18 protein-coding genes are annotated in these 16,841 nt (G+C 44.6%); 17 read left to right on the top strand and 1 reads right to left on the bottom strand.

The features are described 5' to 3' along the window. The first annotated feature begins 44 nt into the window (after positions 1 to 44). The 17 genes from hprK to ABXS78_RS13135 all read left to right on the top strand — a co-directional run bounded on the left by hprK (position 45) and on the right by ABXS78_RS13135 (position 15,962). Complete coding sequence (hprK, locus tag ABXS78_RS13215) at positions 45 to 1,001, top strand: HPr(Ser) kinase/phosphatase (protein WP_095224114.1); 957 nt, start codon at positions 45 to 47, stop codon at positions 999 to 1,001. Beyond that, positions 988 to 1,806, top strand: coding sequence for a prolipoprotein diacylglyceryl transferase (gene lgt / locus ABXS78_RS13210; RefSeq protein ID WP_366247583.1), 819 nt, complete (start codon positions 988 to 990; stop codon positions 1,804 to 1,806). Before hprK ends, lgt begins: the two co-directional genes overlap by 14 nt. A gap of 22 nt (positions 1,807 to 1,828) precedes the next feature. Continuing rightward, positions 1,829 to 2,500 carry a pyrophosphatase PpaX gene (gene ppaX / locus ABXS78_RS13205; protein WP_366247582.1) on the top strand — a complete coding sequence of 224 codons (672 nt, stop codon included), beginning with the start codon at positions 1,829 to 1,831 and terminating at the stop codon, positions 2,498 to 2,500. Then, complete coding sequence (locus ABXS78_RS13200) at positions 2,472 to 2,981, top strand: acyltransferase (RefSeq protein WP_366247581.1); 510 nt, start codon at positions 2,472 to 2,474, stop codon at positions 2,979 to 2,981. The genes ppaX and ABXS78_RS13200 overlap by 29 nt, the downstream gene beginning before the upstream one ends. A gap of 31 nt (positions 2,982 to 3,012) precedes the next feature. Continuing rightward, positions 3,013 to 3,555, top strand: coding sequence for a glycerol-3-phosphate responsive antiterminator (locus tag ABXS78_RS13195; RefSeq protein WP_366247580.1), 543 nt, complete (start codon positions 3,013 to 3,015; stop codon positions 3,553 to 3,555). Positions 3,556 to 3,830: 275 nt separating this feature from the next. Then, complete coding sequence (locus tag ABXS78_RS13190) at positions 3,831 to 4,670, top strand: MIP/aquaporin family protein (protein ID WP_366247579.1); 840 nt, start codon at positions 3,831 to 3,833, stop codon at positions 4,668 to 4,670. Then, positions 4,670 to 6,160, top strand: coding sequence for a glycerol kinase GlpK (gene glpK, locus ABXS78_RS13185; RefSeq protein WP_286160791.1), 1,491 nt, complete (start codon positions 4,670 to 4,672; stop codon positions 6,158 to 6,160). Before ABXS78_RS13190 ends, glpK begins: the two co-directional genes overlap by 1 nt. 198 nt (positions 6,161 to 6,358) lie before the next feature. Continuing rightward, entirely contained in the window at positions 6,359 to 8,041 is a 1,683-nt protein-coding gene (locus ABXS78_RS13180) for an FAD-dependent oxidoreductase (protein WP_366247578.1), read from the top strand. Positions 8,042 to 8,164: 123 nt separating this feature from the next. After that, positions 8,165 to 9,172 carry a hypothetical protein gene (locus ABXS78_RS13175; protein ID WP_366247577.1) on the top strand — a complete coding sequence of 336 codons (1,008 nt, stop codon included), beginning with the start codon at positions 8,165 to 8,167 and terminating at the stop codon, positions 9,170 to 9,172. Between the two features lie 93 nt (positions 9,173 to 9,265). Next, a complete protein-coding gene (gene trxB / locus ABXS78_RS13170) occupies positions 9,266 to 10,219 on the top strand; it encodes a thioredoxin-disulfide reductase (protein ID WP_366247576.1) in 954 nt (317 codons plus the stop codon). 291 nt (positions 10,220 to 10,510) lie between these two features. Then, positions 10,511 to 10,978, top strand: a complete 468-nt coding sequence (locus ABXS78_RS13165) for an 8-oxo-dGTP diphosphatase (protein WP_093880390.1) — start codon at positions 10,511 to 10,513, stop codon at positions 10,976 to 10,978. 14 nt (positions 10,979 to 10,992) lie between these two features. Continuing rightward, positions 10,993 to 11,874: an RNase adapter RapZ gene (rapZ, locus tag ABXS78_RS13160; RefSeq protein WP_095224104.1), complete on the top strand. Its 882-nt coding sequence runs from the start codon at positions 10,993 to 10,995 to the stop codon at positions 11,872 to 11,874. Beyond that, complete coding sequence (locus tag ABXS78_RS13155) at positions 11,874 to 12,818, top strand: YvcK family protein (RefSeq protein ID WP_095224103.1); 945 nt, start codon at positions 11,874 to 11,876, stop codon at positions 12,816 to 12,818. The genes rapZ and ABXS78_RS13155 overlap by 1 nt, the downstream gene beginning before the upstream one ends. A 30-nt stretch (positions 12,819 to 12,848) precedes the next feature. Beyond that, the gene (gene whiA / locus ABXS78_RS13150) at positions 12,849 to 13,799 is read left to right on the top strand and encodes a DNA-binding protein WhiA (RefSeq protein ID WP_095224102.1); all 951 of its coding nucleotides are present in this window, start codon (positions 12,849 to 12,851) and stop codon (positions 13,797 to 13,799) included. Between the two features lie 109 nt (positions 13,800 to 13,908). Beyond that, positions 13,909 to 14,175: an HPr family phosphocarrier protein gene (locus ABXS78_RS13145; protein WP_366247575.1), complete on the top strand. Its 267-nt coding sequence runs from the start codon at positions 13,909 to 13,911 to the stop codon at positions 14,173 to 14,175. Positions 14,176 to 14,296: 121 nt separating this feature from the next. Beyond that, a complete protein-coding gene (gene sppA, locus ABXS78_RS13140; RefSeq protein WP_366247574.1) occupies positions 14,297 to 15,304 on the top strand; it encodes a signal peptide peptidase SppA in 1,008 nt (335 codons plus the stop codon). Positions 15,305 to 15,317: 13 nt separating this feature from the next. Further along, positions 15,318 to 15,962, top strand: coding sequence for an RDD family protein (locus tag ABXS78_RS13135; RefSeq protein ID WP_366247573.1), 645 nt, complete (start codon positions 15,318 to 15,320; stop codon positions 15,960 to 15,962). 25 nt (positions 15,963 to 15,987) lie between these two features. Here the strand turns inward: ABXS78_RS13135 and clpP are convergent, their stop codons facing one another. Next, positions 15,988 to 16,575 (bottom strand): ATP-dependent Clp endopeptidase proteolytic subunit ClpP, encoded by a 588-nt coding sequence (gene clpP / locus ABXS78_RS13130; protein ID WP_038564644.1) that lies wholly within the window; start codon positions 16,573 to 16,575, stop codon positions 15,988 to 15,990. Positions 16,576 to 16,841: the final 266 nt, after the last annotated feature.

The following is a 16,841-nucleotide window of genomic DNA, read 5'->3' as shown; positions in this document are numbered from 1 at the left end:
AAGTATGCTAGAATAAACAAGAATTGTTAGGATGGAGGGTTCTTATGGCAAAAGTGGTCATTCAAGATTTATTGGATCGTTTCAATCTGGAATTGCTGACAGGGGATACAGGCGTACAGCGTGAGATTTTCATGAGTGATATTTCCCGTCCTGGTATAGAGTTGACTGGTTATTTTAAATATTATCCGAAGGATCGGCTGCAGCTGTTCGGGAAGACAGAGCTTTCTTTCCTTGAGGAACTGACAAGCGAGCAAAAGCGTGAGCGTTTCGAAAAGATATGCTCTGATGTGACGCCTGGTCTTATTATCACAAGAGGCCAGGAAGTTCCGCCTGAAATGAAGGAAGCGGCAGAAGCTGCTGGTGTACCGATATTACGTTCACCACATAAGACGACGCGCGTCATCAGCCGGATTACGAACTTCCTGGAGGCGAAATTTGCGCCGTTTACCGCAGTCCATGGTGTATTGGTGGATATTTACGGTATAGGTATTCTGATCACCGGACAGAGTGGTGTTGGTAAGAGTGAAACAGCATTGGAGCTCGTCAAGCGCGGACATCGTCTTGTTGCAGATGACAGTGTTGAAATTCGACAGGAGGATTATGATACCCTTATCGGAAATTCCCCGTCTTTAATCGAACATTTACTGGAGATTCGAGGACTAGGCATCATCAATGTGATGACACTGTTTGGTGCAGGTGCAGTGCGCAGTCACAAGAAAATTTCCATCGTCATCAACTTGGAAACATGGGATCAGTCGAAACAATATGATCGAGTTGGTCTGGATGAAGACACGATGAAAATCATGGATGTAAATGTGCCGAAGATGACAGTACCAGTCCGTCCTGGACGTAACTTGGCAGTCATCATCGAAGTAGCTGCGATGAACTTCCGTCTGAAGCGTATGGGCGTGAATGCAGCTGAAGAATTTTCACAGCGTCTTACCAAAATGATTGAAACTGGAAAAGATAATGAGGGAGACATGACGGATGGAAATGTGTGAAGTACAACCGCTTAACCGGGTATTTCTGCAGCTCGGTTCAGTGTCGATTTATTGGTATGGCGTCATTATCGCAGTCGGTGCGGCGCTTGGACTATGGCTTGCTATCCGCGAATCCAAAAAACGCGGATTACATAAAGATACATTCGTCGACTTCCTTGTATTTGCGATACCAGCAGCCATCATTTCGGCACGTATCTATTACGTCGTTTTTGAATGGGAAAGCTATGCGGATGGTCCGTTTTGGAAAGTGTTTGCAATATGGGAAGGCGGCATCGCCATCCATGGTGCCTTGATCGGTTCCATCATCACAGCAATTATTTTCTGCCGTGTGAAAAAGATTTCCTTCTGGAAGCTGGCGGATATAGCGGCTCCTAGTTTAATTCTTGGACAGGCAATCGGACGCTGGGGCAACTTCATGAACCAGGAAGCGCACGGTGGACCTGTTTCAGCAGAAGCATATCAAAACTACATTCAGTATCTCCCGGATTTCATCAATAACCAAATGTGTATTGAGGGCGTTCTTTATCACCCAACATTCCTTTATGAATCATTGTGGAATATACTTGGGTTCGTTATTTTGCTCGTCCTTCGCAGAGTGAATCTGAAACGCGGGGAAATGTTCTTGTTCTACCTTGCTTGGTATAGTCTTGGACGCTACTTTATCGAAGGAATGCGGACAGATAGTCTTGTAGCTGAGGGATTGCGTGCAGCGCAAATCGTCTCAATCGTGGCCATCGTCATTGCGATAATTATAGTTATTCTCCGCCGACGTCCTGGTGCGAATACACCTCGTTATAAAGATTAAGAAATAGAGAGGCGAGTGGGAAATGACAATCACGACATTGTTGTTTGACCTTGATGGAACGCTGATAGATTCTAATAGTCTGATTCTAGCTTCGTATACTGCTACACTGGAGCAGTATACGGGGCGGACGTATGAGCGGGAAGAACTTCTTCCGTTCATAGGTCCTCCGCTGATGGATGTGTTCGAAAATATCGATCCTGTAAGAGCGGAAGAAATGATTGCAGCATACCGGGAACACAATCTGAAGCATCATGATGCTTACGTTGAGGCTTACCCGTATGTGGCAGAAACATTGCAGCAGCTCAAGCAGGCTGGCTTCAAGCTAGGTATCGTTACGACGAAGATGCGCGATACTGCTAAGCGAGGGCTACAGGTATGCGGGCTTGGCGGATTGTTTGATGTGGTAATCGGGTATGATGATATCAAACAAGCAAAACCTCATCCAGAACCGGTTATGAAAGGTTTGGAGGCGCTCGACAGCTTGCCAGAGGAAGCGATCATGATCGGAGATAATTACCATGACATCGAATCTGGTAAAAATGCCGGCACTAAAACTGCGGGTGTGGCTTGGTCAATCAAAGGCAAGCAATCTTTGCTGGCTTATGGACCGGATTATATGCTTGAGGATATCCGTGACTTATTCGATATCGTAAAGGAAGAAGTACATGCGCAAAACGGAAAGCTATCCCGTTAAAGGGCCGAATTCACTTTGGCAGCTTTATAAAACAGTTTCCTTTTGGAAGGTAGTAAAGAATTTCATCGTCATCCAAATTGGCCGCTATACGCCTTTTCTTGGTGTGAAAAATTGGCTGTATAAGACATTGCTTAAGATGAATATCGGCAAAGAAACAGCACTGGCTCTCATGGTCGTGCCTGATTTCCTCTTTCCGGAGAGGATCAGGATTGGTAAGAATACGATTATCGGCTATAATACGACGATTCTGGCTCATGAGTATTTGACGACAGAATACCGTCTTGGTGACGTCATTATCGGGGATAATGTGATGGTAGGAGCCAATACGACGATACTGCCAGGTGTCACGATAGGAGACGGAGCGGTTGTCTCAGCTGCCACGCTCGTCCATCGGGATGTGCCTCCTGGTGCGATGGTCGGCGGTAATCCGATGCAAGTGATTTATACAGCAGAACAACGCAAGAACAAGCAGACAACTTAGTGTGTCTGCTTGTTTTATAAGGAGGAATAGAATGGATTTAGGACAGCGCATTTTGCCTGCAGCTCGTAATGAAAGAGACTTCGACGAATTGCTTCAGCGGGAAGATATGCAGATGATGGTCCTGCTCGAAACAAGGATTGCACAGCTTCCTTCCCAGATCAAATATGCGAAGAAGGCTGGTAAGAAGGTGTTTCTGCATGTCGATTTGATACAGGGATTAAAAACGGATGATGCGGGTATGGACTTTGTCTGTCAGCGTCTGAAACCGGATGGTGTCATATCGACACGGACGAATGTCATCAATGCAGCTAAAAAATATAAGATAACTGCAGTTCAGCGATTATTTCTAATTGATGGACATGCATTGGATCACAATCTTTCTTTGATCAAGAAAACACAGCCGGACTTTATCGAAGTGTTGCCGGGGTTAATTCCTCATATGATAAAAGAAGTATCCGAGCAAGTAGGCATCCCGGTCATCGCCGGAGGGCTCATTCGGACCCGTGAAGATGTGGATTCTGCATTGGAAGCAGGTGCGACAGCGGTTTCAACTTCTAAAAAAAGTTTGTGGTAAGTTGTTGACACCGCTTTCAAATAGGTGTAAAGTCTACCTATAAGTTAATATTTATGATCGGAGATACGGAGAATCCATTACCTTTTTAGTACACGCCAAAGGGCATACTATGTTATATTAGGTGATGGATTTTTCTTATCCAAAAGACAGCGCTTCCTTGTAATATTTTTAGGATGATCTTAGCTATTTTCTATGATTCTTCTGAAGCGCAGTTATTTTGGACGCTTAATGAAAGCGCTCTCCAAAAAAATCTATCAACAAAGGGGAAAATCGTAATGAGTATCTTCGCAGCCGAAACAATCGGCACAATGGTTCTAATACTCTTCGGGGGAGGAGTTGTAGCAGTAAGCAACTTGAGTAAGTCAAAAGGGGAAGGCACAGGCTGGATCACAATTACAATCGCTTGGGGTCTTGCAGTAGCTATGGGTGCCTATGCAGTAGGTGGCTTCTCGGGAGCTCACTTGAATCCGGCAGTGACACTTGGTTTGGCGATTAACGGAGATATAACTTGGGGTCAAGTACCAACATATCTAGCTGGTGAAATGCTAGGGGCATTCTTGGGTGCTGTACTCGTATTCCTAGTCTATTTGCCGCACTGGGCGAAAACGTCCAATCCGATGGCAAAGCTATCTGTTTTCTCTACAGATCCTGCAATTGATAGTCCTGTTTCTAACATGCTGACAGAAATCATTGGCACATTCATCCTAATGCTTGGTATTCTATTCATTGGAGGCAACTCTTTAGCAGAAGGATTCAATCCATTATTAGTAGGTTTGCTCGTAGTTGTAATCGGGATGGCGCTTGGAGGTCCGACAGGATATGCTATCAACCCAGCCCGTGACTTAGGTCCGCGTATCGCTCATGCATTGCTGCCTATCCCAGGCAAAGGTTCTTCAAACTGGAAGTATGCGTGGGTTCCAGTTGTTGGTCCGCTGCTTGGTGGAGCATATGGTGCATATTTCTATAACGGATTTTTCAAGGAAGACTTGCAAGTAGGTTTCTGGATTTTATCTGCTGTCATTTTAGTTATCATTATCGTTGCAGTCCGAGGGGAACTTGCAAAAGCTAATGCTGAAGCAGCGACTAATGGTGTGAAAACAAGGGGGATTAAATAATGGAAAAATTTATCATGGCACTTGATCAAGGTACAACAAGCTCACGCGCAATCTTGTTCAACCACAATGGCGACATTGTGGAAACTGCACAAATGGAGTTCGAACAGTTCTTCCCGCAATCCGGCTGGGTAGAGCATGATGCGAACGAAATTTGGACATCTATCTCTGCATGTATGGCAGAAGTGCTTCGTAAAGCGGATATCGACGCGAAACAGGTTGCGGGTATCGGTATTACAAACCAGCGTGAAACAACAGTCGTATGGGACAAAAACACTGGCCGTCCGATCCACAAAGCAATTGTTTGGCAATCCCGTCAGACAGCTGACATCGTAAATGAATTGATTGAAAAAGGCCATAATGATTTATTCCGTGAGAAAACAGGTTTATTATTGGATGCTTACTTCTCCGGAACAAAAGTGAAATGGATCTTGGATAATGTGGAAGGCGCACGTGAAAAAGCTGAGAACGGCGACTTGCTGTTCGGTACAATCGATACATGGCTTGTTTACAAGCTGTCCGGCGGTAAAACACATGTAACGGATTATTCCAATGCAGCTCGTACATTGATGTACAACATCCATGAATTGAAGTGGGATGACGAGCTGTTGGAAATCCTTGATGTACCGAAATCAATGCTTCCGGAAGTAAAACCTTCCTCAGAAGTGTATGCCAACACAATCGATTATCACTTCTTCGGTGAAGAAGTACCAATCGCTGGTATCGCTGGTGACCAGCATGCTGCCCTATTCGGTCAAGCTTGCTATGAGCCAGGTATGGTTAAAAACACTTACGGCACAGGCTGCTTCGTCCTTATGCATACAGGTGAAGAAGCTGTAAAATCTGATCATGGTCTGTTGACAACAATTGCTTGGGGACTTGATGGAAAAGTGGAATATGCGCTGGAAGGAAGTATCTTCGTAGCAGGTTCAGCAGTTCAATGGCTGCGTGACGGCTTGAAGATCATCGAATCTTCTCCGGATAGTGAGCGTCTGGCTACAAGTGTTGCCGATAATGGCGGTGTTTATGTAGTTCCTGCTTTCGTAGGTCTTGGCACACCATATTGGGATAGTGATGCTCGTGGTGCAATGTTTGGTATCACGCGCGGTACAACTGGTGCGCATATCACACGCGCAACATTGGAATCACTTGCTTTCCAATCCAAAGATGTAGTTGACGCAATGATCGAGGATTCCGGTATCGATGTGAAGCAGCTTCGTGTTGATGGCGGTGTCGTGAAAAACGATTTCCTTATGCAGTTCCAAAGTGATATGCTTGATGTAGATGTAGAACGTCCAGTCATTCAGGAAACAACAGCCTTAGGTGCTGCCTACTTGGCTGGTTTAGCAGTCGGCTTCTGGGAAAGCCGCGAAGCGATCGCTAACAAATGGCAGATCGATCGTACGTTCAAACCGAATCGTTCCAAAGAAGAAAAAGATCAGCTCTACGCAGGCTGGAAAAAAGCTGTGGAAGCGACACGTACTTTCAAGTAATATAACTTTTCAAATCGGGAAGAGCATGTTATACTGAAATCACAAGTTAATGATTCGGCCCGAGACTTTGGAGAGACCGCGAATATCTATACATTGTATGGATTATTTGTGGTCTCTTTCTGCTTTCTATACATGACTTCTACACTAATGGGGTATAGAAATAATGGGAGCGCTGAATCTAAAAAGGAGTGTTCATGCATGGCTGTTTTCTCTAGTAAAAAACGTAACGATATTTATGCAAATTTAACTGATAAACCTCTAGATGTTCTTGTAATCGGTGGTGGGATCACTGGTTCTGGTATTTCTCTAGATGCAAGAATGCGCGGAATGAACGTAGGTCTTGTTGAAATGCAGGACTTCGCAGCAGGTACTTCTTCTCGTTCAACAAAATTGGTTCACGGTGGTTTGCGCTACTTGAAGCAATTTGAAGTGAAAATGGTTGCTGAAGTTGGTAAAGAACGTGAAATCGTATACGAAAATGGTCCTCACGTAACAACACCAGAATGGATGCTGCTTCCTTTCCACAAAGGTGGAACATTCGGTCCGTTTACAACAAACATCGGATTACGCGTCTATGACTTTCTTGCAGGAGTAAAAAGAGCGGAACGTCGTACAATGTTGAAACGTGATGAAGTATTGGATAGAGAGCCACTAGTTAAATCGGAAGGTTTGCTGGGCGGCGGTCGTTATGTAGAATACAAAACAGACGATGCGCGTTTGACTCTTGAAGTTTTGAAAAAGGCCGTGGAAAAAGGTGTCCACGCAATCAATTACACAAAAGTGATTGAATTCATCTATGATGCTGGCGGTAAAGTGACAGGCGTTGTAGCAGAAGACCTTACAACTGGTGAAAAACACCGTATCTTCGCGAAGAAAATTGTAAATGCCGGCGGTCCTTGGGTAGATACACTTCGTGAAAAAGACGGTTCTAAAAAAGGCAAAACGCTGCACCTTACAAAAGGTGTGCACTTGGTATTCGATGGCGAGCGTTTCCCATTGCGCCAAGCGGTATATTTCGATACACCAGATGGCCGTATGGTCTTCGCTATTCCGCGTGAAGGCAAGACGTATGTCGGTACTACAGATACAACTTATAAAGGTGACATCAAGCACCCAGTTATGACAGTTGAAGATCGTGACTATATCATCGATTCCATTAACTACATGTTCCCAACAGTGGAAATCACAAAAGATGATGTGGAATCCAGCTGGGCAGGTCTTCGTCCGCTTATCCAGGAAGAAGGCAAGAAGCCTGGTGAGATTTCCCGTAAGGATGAAATCTTCGTTTCTGACAGCGGTTTGATTTCCATGGCTGGCGGTAAGCTTACTGGCTACCGTAAAATGGCAATCGAAGCAGTTAATCTTGTGGCTGATCAGTTCAAGAAAGAGGAAGGCATCCTTTATTCCCAAGCGGATACGAAGAACCTTCCGATCTCTGGGGGAGAAGTTGGCGGATCCAAAGGCTTCGAACGCTTCAAGGAGCGTAAAGTGGATGAAGGAAAAGCAATTGGTCTTTCTGCTGAAGATGCACTTAAGATGGTAAGCCGTTACGGAGCAAACGTTGATAAAGTATTCGAACGCTTCGAAACGCTGAAGGATGAAGCAAAAGCTGCTAACATCGATCCGCTTGTATTTGCACAGCTTCGTTATGCAATCGAAGAAGAGCTTGCATTCAAACCAGTCGATTTCTTTGTTCGACGTACAGGTGCTTTGCTATTCAACATCAACTTTGTTCATACAAACAAAGATGCGGTTATCGATTACATGGCTGAAACACTGGGCTATTCTGCAGAACAGAAAGCTGAGTATACGCGTGAGCTAGACGTATTGGCGAAAGAAGCAGTTGTGCCGGTAAAAGAAGACGACCTGCAAACTGTATAAGCTTCCTCATCAAAAAGAGACTGTTTCCCTAAGGGGGAGCAGTCTTTTTTTCATCAAGTGTAGGAGCAAATGTGGAAATATGGTATACTTCTTGGGATATCTAAAAGCAGTAGGAGGAAACACATGCAAACGCTGGAACCAGCAGAGCAGCAGGCACGACCGTCAAATATCATCCCCTTCATCCCAGAAGGAGATTTCTATTATACAAAAGGCATTGAAGCCTATCGAAGCGGTAAGCTGGACAAAGCTATGAAATGGCTTAATAAAGCGATCGAAAAAGAACCGACGGAAGTGATCTATCACTGCCAGAAGTCGGTTATTTTTACGGAAATGGGATCATTCCATAAAGCAATTTATATACTGGATGACATCATTAAAGAGCATGGAGATGATTACGCGGAATGCTTTTATTTGCTTTCCCATAATTATTCCAAGCTTGGTTACATGCACGATGCAGAGAAGTACGCTAACATGTACCTGGAAATGGATCCGGAGGGTGACTTTCGGGAACAGGCAGAAGAACTATTGACGTACGTGGAAGCCGAGGAAGAGGACGATGAGCTTTGGACAACAGAGGAAGAAGATGAGCTCATCATGTTCCAGGAGTCGGCGTTTTATTATTTAGAGCGGGAAGAATGGCAGTTTGCTTTGCCTATTCTGGAAGAGATGATGAGCATGTTTCCGGAACATATGCTGGCGAAGCATGAGTTTGCCAAAGCACTTTTCTTCTCCGGAAATCAAAAGGAAGCAGTGCGAATGGAAGAAGAGCATTTATTGAGTGAGCAAGTCTCGGTATACACACATGTTAATCTCGCTATGTTCTACCATGACATGAATCAATTCGACCAAAGAGACGAACATCTTCGTCTGCTTCGCAATATCTTCCCTATCCATGAAGAGCAGCATTTACGTATCGCATGTGCCTTTTCCATGACAGGATACTATGAAGACGCCGTTGAACGCTTCCTTCATCTGGATAAAAGACGAGTGAAAGGACATGCTTCCTATTATAAGTGGTTCAGCTTGGCGGCAAAGAAGGCTGGTAACGGAGCTTATGCTGAAAAGCTATGGCAAGAAGGCAGCCGCAGATTCAGCCATCTGACAAAAGAAGATTTTTATTGGCTTTCTTAAATGCTATAGGCAGAAAGATGGACGTTATGCACAGAATCTTATATGCTAACGAGTAGATAAAACGACTGATAAAGAGGAAAGGGGTTAATTTACATGACTGAAGAAAGAATTTATGACGTGATCATTGCAGGTGCGGGACCAGCTGGTATGACTGCAGCAGTCTACACTTCCCGTGCGAATCTTGATACGCTTATGTTAGAAAGAGGTATTCCGGGCGGTCAGATGGCAAATACGGAAGATGTAGAGAACTATCCTGGTTATGATTCCATCCTAGGACCTGATCTTTCCAACAAAATGTTCGAGCATGCGAAGAAATTCGGTGCGGAATATGCGTACGGAGATATTAAGGAAGTGAAGGACGGCAAGGAATATAAGACTATAATCGCCGGAAACAAAGAATATAAAACACGTTCCCTTATCATTACTACAGGTGCTAAGTGGAAAAAGCTTGGTGTACCGGGCGAAGACGAATTGAGCGGACGCGGTGTTTCTTATTGTGCCGTCTGTGATGGTGCGTTCTTTAAAAATCGTGAATTGATCGTAGTCGGCGGAGGAGACTCTGCGGTTGAGGAAGGTGTTTACCTGACTCGTTTTGCTGATAAGGTTACAATCGTTCACCGCCGTGATAAATTACGCGCACAGCCGATTCTGCAGCAGCGTGCTATCGCAAATGAAAAAGTTGAATTTATCTGGGATACAACCGTTGAGGAAATCAATGGTGAAAATAATAAAGTATCCAGCGTAACGCTTTTGAATCAGCGTACTGGAGAAAAATACGAAAAAACTGCTGATGGTGTATTCATCTATGTCGGAATGGTACCATTGAGCGAACCGTTCCAATCTCTTGGCATCACAAATGATCTTGGCTATATTCATACAAATGAACGCATGGAAACAGCTGTACCAGGTGTTTTCGCAGCCGGGGATATTCGTGATAAAGAGCTTCGACAAATCGTGACAGCAACAGGAGACGGCAGTATCGCTGCCCAAGCTGCTCAAGGCTATGTGGAAACTCTGAAAGAAGAGCTGAATGCTATCGGCAAGTAATTAGCTAGGCCCTTCCTGTAAATGATTCTTAATGCTGCTGTAACATGGGCGACATAATCATTTGCTATACTGGTTTTAACTAATTGACCCCCTTTTAATAGATAAATTAGTTATTGGCATAGGTGTCTCGGCACCTATGCATTTTTTTTGTTCTTTTAGGGATTAACGGCGATTTTTGGTAAAGACTTAGGAAACATAATACTGTTTGAAGATAAACAGAAATAGTATAATATAGAGTGATGTGTAAAACGAACCCGACATGTCCACTTACACAGAGAAAGAGGTGGAAGCATGCAACGTGTTGCAAACTGCATCTTGGCAGTTGATGACAAAGTTCTTTTATTGAAGAAACCGAGTAAAGGATGGTACTCAGCGCCTGGCGGAAAAATGGAACTAGGTGAGTCCGTCAAGGAAACTGCTGTCCGGGAGTTCTGGGAAGAAACAGGATTGACGATACATGAACCCGAGCTTCGAGGTACGTTTACTTTTGTTATAAAGAAAGGCGAGAAAGTTGTGCATGAATGGATGATGTTCACCTTCTTCGCTGAGGAATATACTGGTGATCTGCTTGAAGAAAGCCAGGAAGGTAAGCTGGAATGGATAGATAAAAAGAAAATCAAGGATTTGCCGATGGCAGAGGGAGATCGGGATATATTCGCCCATATGTTTAACACAGATGAGCCATTGTTCGGCACATTCGTCTACACGGAGGATCGCCAGCTGCTGCAGTCCAAGCTGGATCCGACGACACCAGAATAAAACGGGGGATACGCATGGAGAAACAGTTGAATGAAACCAAGCTCGTCATCATTACAGGTATGTCCGGAGCAGGCAAAACGGTTGCCGTTCAAAGCTTCGAGGACTTGGGTTACTATTGTGTGGATAATTTGCCCCCGGCACTCCTGCCGACATTCCTTGATTTGATGCGTGATGCTGCCAATGATATTAAGAAGGTAGCACTTGTCATGGATTTGCGAGGCAGGGAATTCTTTGATTCTTTGTTTGAAGCATTGGACAAGCTGACACAGGAGAATTGGCTGGAGCCGCAAGTCTTATTCCTCGATTCAAAGGATGAAGTGCTCGTAACCAGATACAAAGAAACACGCAGGACGCATCCGCTTGCGCCGGAAGGTCTTCCTCTGGAAGGTATCCAGCAGGAACGTGCACTGCTTGATCAAATGCGTGGAAGAGCACAATTCATCGTGGATACTTCGACTTTGAAACCGAAGCAGCTTCGCGAGAAAATTATGAAACGCTTCAAGGATACCGATTATGAAGAGTTCACGGTTCAGATGCTGAGTTTTGGTTTCAAGTACGGGCTCCCAATTGATGCGGATCTTGTCTTTGATGTACGTTTCCTTCCGAATCCTTTCTATGTAGAGAATCTCAGACCGCAAACGGGCTTGGATGAACCTGTTTCGTCTTATGTATTCAAGTGGTCTGATACGCATACTTTCCTGCAGAAGCTTGAGGATATGCTCACCTTCATGCTGCCTCAGTACCGCAAGGAAGGCAAAAGCCAGCTTGTGATAGCCATTGGCTGTACTGGCGGGCAGCATCGTTCAGTAGCTATCGCAGAGTATCTGGCAAAAAGGTACAGCGATAATTATGCGACGCATGTGACGCACCGTGATGTAGAAAGGAAAAGCCACTGATGATAAGGAAAAAAATAGTTGCAATCGGGGGCGGAACAGGTATGCCTGTTCTGCTGCGCGGATTAAAACAGCTTCCGGTGGATCTTTCTGCAATTGTAACGGTAGCTGATGATGGCGGCAGCTCAGGTAAACTGCGAACCGAGCTTGCGATGCCGGCACCAGGAGATATCCGTAATGTCATCGCCGCATTGGCCGATGCAGAACCGATGCTGATTGATTTATTCCAGCATCGGTTCAAGGATGGCAATGGATTATCGGGGCATTCGATGGGGAATCTGCTGCTGGCGGCGATGACCTCTATATCCGGGGACTTTTATAATGGAATCAAAGAAATATCACGTGTACTTAAGGTGAAGGGCAATATTTATCCGATTGCCAATCAGAATGTCGTGCTGCATGCGGAGATGACGGATGGAGAGATTGTAACGGGAGAATCAAATATCCCGCTTGCGAATAAACAGATCAAACGAGTATTTGTCAGTCCGCTGCCGGTCAAACCATTGCCGGATGCAATCGAAGCGATTAAGCAGGCGGATTTGATTGTCATCAGTCCAGGTAGTCTCTACACGAGTGTTATGCCGAACCTGATTGTACCTGAGATTGAGAATGCTTTGCGAGACGCACCTGGCAAGGTTGTCTATGTATGTAATGTAATGACGCAATACGGCGAAACGACGGGTTATACAGCAGGAGATCATATTCAAGCTATACATGATCATATCGGAGTAGATATAGTGTCAACAATAGTCGTCAATAATAGTGCAATTGAGCAAGATATACGTGAAAATTATGCAGAAGAGCATGCCGAACCGGTCGTATATGATATCAGCCGCTTAAAGTCTTTAGGCCTTGAAGTAATTGAAGCCGATATTATCGACCATCACCAGCGCAAGCTCCGGCATGATACACATAAAATAGCTAAGCTGCTTTACGCAATGCTGTAAAAGCGAGGCACGAGAAGGGGGGAGAGCTTCGTGAGCTTTGCATCAGAAATAAAGAAGGAATTGACGACAATTCCAATTGAAATGACGGATGTAAAAAGCGAGCTTGCAGCTTTGATCCGGATGAACGGCTCTGTCTCCTATTCGAGACAGGAATATATGCTGGATGTCCAAACAGAGAATGCGGCCATCGCAAGACGTATCTATACACTGCTGAAGGCGATTTATCAGCATCCAATCGAATTGCTTGTACGAAAAAAGATGAAGCTGAAGAAAAACAATGTGTATATCGTGCGACTGAATAAACAAGTGGATGACCTGCTGCGTAATCTGGAAATCCTCGAAGATCAATTCACTTTTGTCCGTACGATCAGCACATCTTTCACAGATACCGCTGAAAAGCGCAGAGCTTACTTGCGTGGTGCATTTTTGGCAGGAGGATCAGTAAATAACCCGGAAACATCCTCCTACCATCTGGAGATATTCAATACGCATAAAGAACATAGTGATGCGCTTTGCGAGCTGATGAACACATTTGATCTGCACGCCCGAAGTACAGAGCGCCGTAAGGGCTTTATTACTTATTTGAAGGAAGCGGAAAAGATCACGGAATTTCTCAATATTGCAGGTGCTCACAGTGCATTGTTTAAATTCGAGGATGTCCGGATTGTCCGGGATATGCGTAACTCAGTTAACAGGCTGGTCAACTGTGAAACAGCGAATCTCAACAAGACGATCGGAGCTGCCTTCCGCCAAGTCGAGAATATCAATTTCATCAAGAACACAGTTGGAATAGAGGCACTTCCTGATAAGCTGCAGGAAATCGCTGAACTTCGCGTCCAGCATCAGGATGTTTCGCTGAAAGAACTCGGCGAGCTGGTTTCCACCGGAAAGATCAGTAAATCCGGAATCAACCACCGCCTTCGCAAAATAGATGAATTTGCGGATAGACTTCGTAATGGAACATCTATTAAAAAAGCGTAAGCAGGTATAAAGCCGATATAGCTTGTGGTATACTTAGAAGACACTCAATTGGGTGTTTTCTTTTTCATGATTTTGATAGCGCTTACTTGGAAGATGGGAGGAATCACATGTGATCCAAAAAACCTTGCGTGTCACCCTGGATACTGGTTTGCAAGCCAGACCTGCAGCAAGCTTCGTCCAGCAAGCCAATCGTTTCAGTGCCTCTGTGTTTGTGGAAAAAGGGAACAAATCGGTAAATGCCAAAAGCATCATGGGTTTAATGAGCCTGGCTATAGCCCAAGAAGAATTAATCACCTTGAAAATCGACGGCTCGGATGAAGTGGAAGCAATGGAGGAGCTGACAGCCTTCATTACCACTCCCTCAGCAGCCAGCTGATTTTCCCGCAGAAAAGTCCTGAATAATTCAGGGCTTTTTTTGCTAATATGTGGTAAGTGAGGCTATCCTAGTGTAGGCTATGTATTGTAAGATTTTTATAAGAAAGAAAGGAGATTACATTTTGAACGCAAAACGTTGGATTGCCATCGGTATCGCAGCGGGGCTGCTCGCCATATCGGTCGGTTTTCAGACCTTGTTCGCTGTGATAAATAGCAACTTCACAGACGCGATTGATACAGCAACAGGAAGCACTTTTCTGAGTGAAGAAATTGTGGAAGATGGAGATGTGATGAATCGGATTGCTGTATTGAAAGTGGAAGGCACGATTCAGGATACGGGAGAAGAAGCTTCGCTATTGGGAAGCGGTACATATAATCATGCAGCCTTTTTAGAGCAGTTAGAGCAGGCGGGCATGGATGATACAGTTGGTGGTGTCATCATTGAAGTGAACAGTCCTGGAGGCGGAGTTGTCGAAAGTGCTGAAATTCACGATAAGGTAGTGGAAATTCAAGAGGAATACGGAAAACCTGTTTATGTATCGATGGGGAACACGGCGGCTTCCGGCGGCTATTATTTAGCGGCAAGTGCGAATAAAATTGTCGCACACCCAGCTACACTCACAGGATCAATCGGTGTTATCATGTCTACACTCAATTATGCGGAGCTTGCTGATAAGATCGGTATCAAAGAGGAAGTTATCAAGAGTGCGGAGCATAAGGACATCATGTCTGGAGCAAGAGACATGACGGATGAAGAGCGTGATATCCTGCAGTCCATCATCGACGATATGTATGCTGACTTTGTCCAAGTCATCGTAGACGGACGCGGTATGCCGGAGGATAAAGTACGTGAACTTGGTGACGGACGTGTGTATTCTGGTAAACAAGCAATGGAAAATGGTCTCGTCGATGATTTAGGAGATCTGGAAGATACTATCGCTATGATGAAAGAAGAGCAAGGACTTGAAAACGCGGAAGTATTCGAATATACAGGAGATGGCTTTGGTATGGGCTCCTTCTGGGCAACAGCAGCCGAAGGTCTGTTTGTTTCCGATTCTGATTTGCTTGGTATCAAGCAGCTGATGGGTAAATCGAACTCACCTGAAGCTATGTACCTTTATACGGAATAGGGGGCGTTAGAAAATGGATAAAGAGAAACGTGAGCATCCAGAAGAACTGACGTCATCCGATCAGGATTATTCCAGAACAGATATACCTGAAACAACGGACACTGACGAATCTACCGCGCCGGAGAAAGCAGCGGATGCCTGTGAAAATACGTATCAGGGAAAGCCAGCTGCTGAGATAAGGAATGACCAACAAGAAACAGAGATTTCTCTGACACCATTAGCAGATGAACGACGCTATGCAGGATTTTGGATGCGATTTTGGGCATATATCGTTGACCTAATTGTCGTATTCAGCTTGACGGGTCTGATCGTCAAACCATTCACGATGATTGATTCCTTCCGTGAAGCTACGCTTTGGATCTGGAGCGTCAGTGGTTTGCTTGGAGGCTTGGTATTCTTTGCTTATTTCCTGTTCATGACCAAATGGCGCGGGCAGACATTAGGCAAAATGATATTCGGCCTTCGAGTCATTCGGAAGGACGGTGAGCGGCTGTCTTGGTCAGATACACTGATCCGGGAAGTAGTCGGCCGTTTCATTCATCGTCTTCTGTTTTTGTTTTTCCTATACGCAGTAGTAGCTTTTACACCAAAAAAGCAAGGCTTGCACGATTTGTTCGCTGACACACTTGTTATCCATGAAAAAAGCCATCCAGCATAAATGCTGGATGGCTTTTTCTTATGTCTTAAACTGGTTTTTTCTCCATTACTTTGTCGATCAAGCCGTAGTTCACTGCTTGTTCAGCTGTAAGAAAGTTATCACGGTCTGTATCGCGCTCGATTACTTCAAGAGGCTGACCGCTGCGTTCTGCCATGATTTCGTTCAGTTTCTTTCTCATTTCGATGATACGACGAGCATGGATTTCGATATCACTTGCTTGTCCTTGTGTACCACCTAGCGGCTGGTGAATCATGACTTCACTGTTTGGAAGTGCATAACGCATGCCTTTTTCACCAGCAGTCAATAGGAATGCACCCATGGATGCAGCCATACCGATGCAGATAGTGGATACTTTCGGCTGGATGAACTGCATTGTATCATAGATAGCCATACCTGCTGTGATGGATCCGCCTGGTGAGTTGATGTATAGGGAAATATCTTTTTCTGGATCCTCTGCTGCTAGGAATAACAGCTGGGAAACAATGCTGTTGGCAACATTATCATCGATCGCGCTGCCAAGCATGATGATCCGGTCTTTTAGCAAACGGGAGTAGATATCGTAAGCACGCTCTCCTCTGTTTGTCTGTTCGATAACTGTAGGGATTAGATTCATGGTAGATCCTCCTTTGGATATGAGCTCATTATTCTAAGTAATGACTAACCTTATATTACCTAAAAGGTCAATAAAGGTCAAACAAAATACTTACTTTCTTTCGCCTATTCCATGCTTCCCTAGTTGGGAGGCATATAAACGCTTGAAATAGAGTCTCTCGTTAACTTTGACTTTTAACTGATAAACTCCTGCATACTGGTTTATTTTTCATTTAAATTACATCATTAGGAAGTGGTTTAGAAAATTTACCAGGTGGAATGTAAACA

The sequence above is a fragment of the Terribacillus aidingensis genome (assembly GCF_040703035.1).
In the GTDB taxonomy this organism is placed as follows: domain Bacteria; phylum Bacillota; class Bacilli; order Bacillales; family Amphibacillaceae; genus Terribacillus.
The sequence above is the reverse complement of the archived record's forward strand: the minus strand, read 5'-3'. Positions and strand labels throughout refer to the sequence as shown.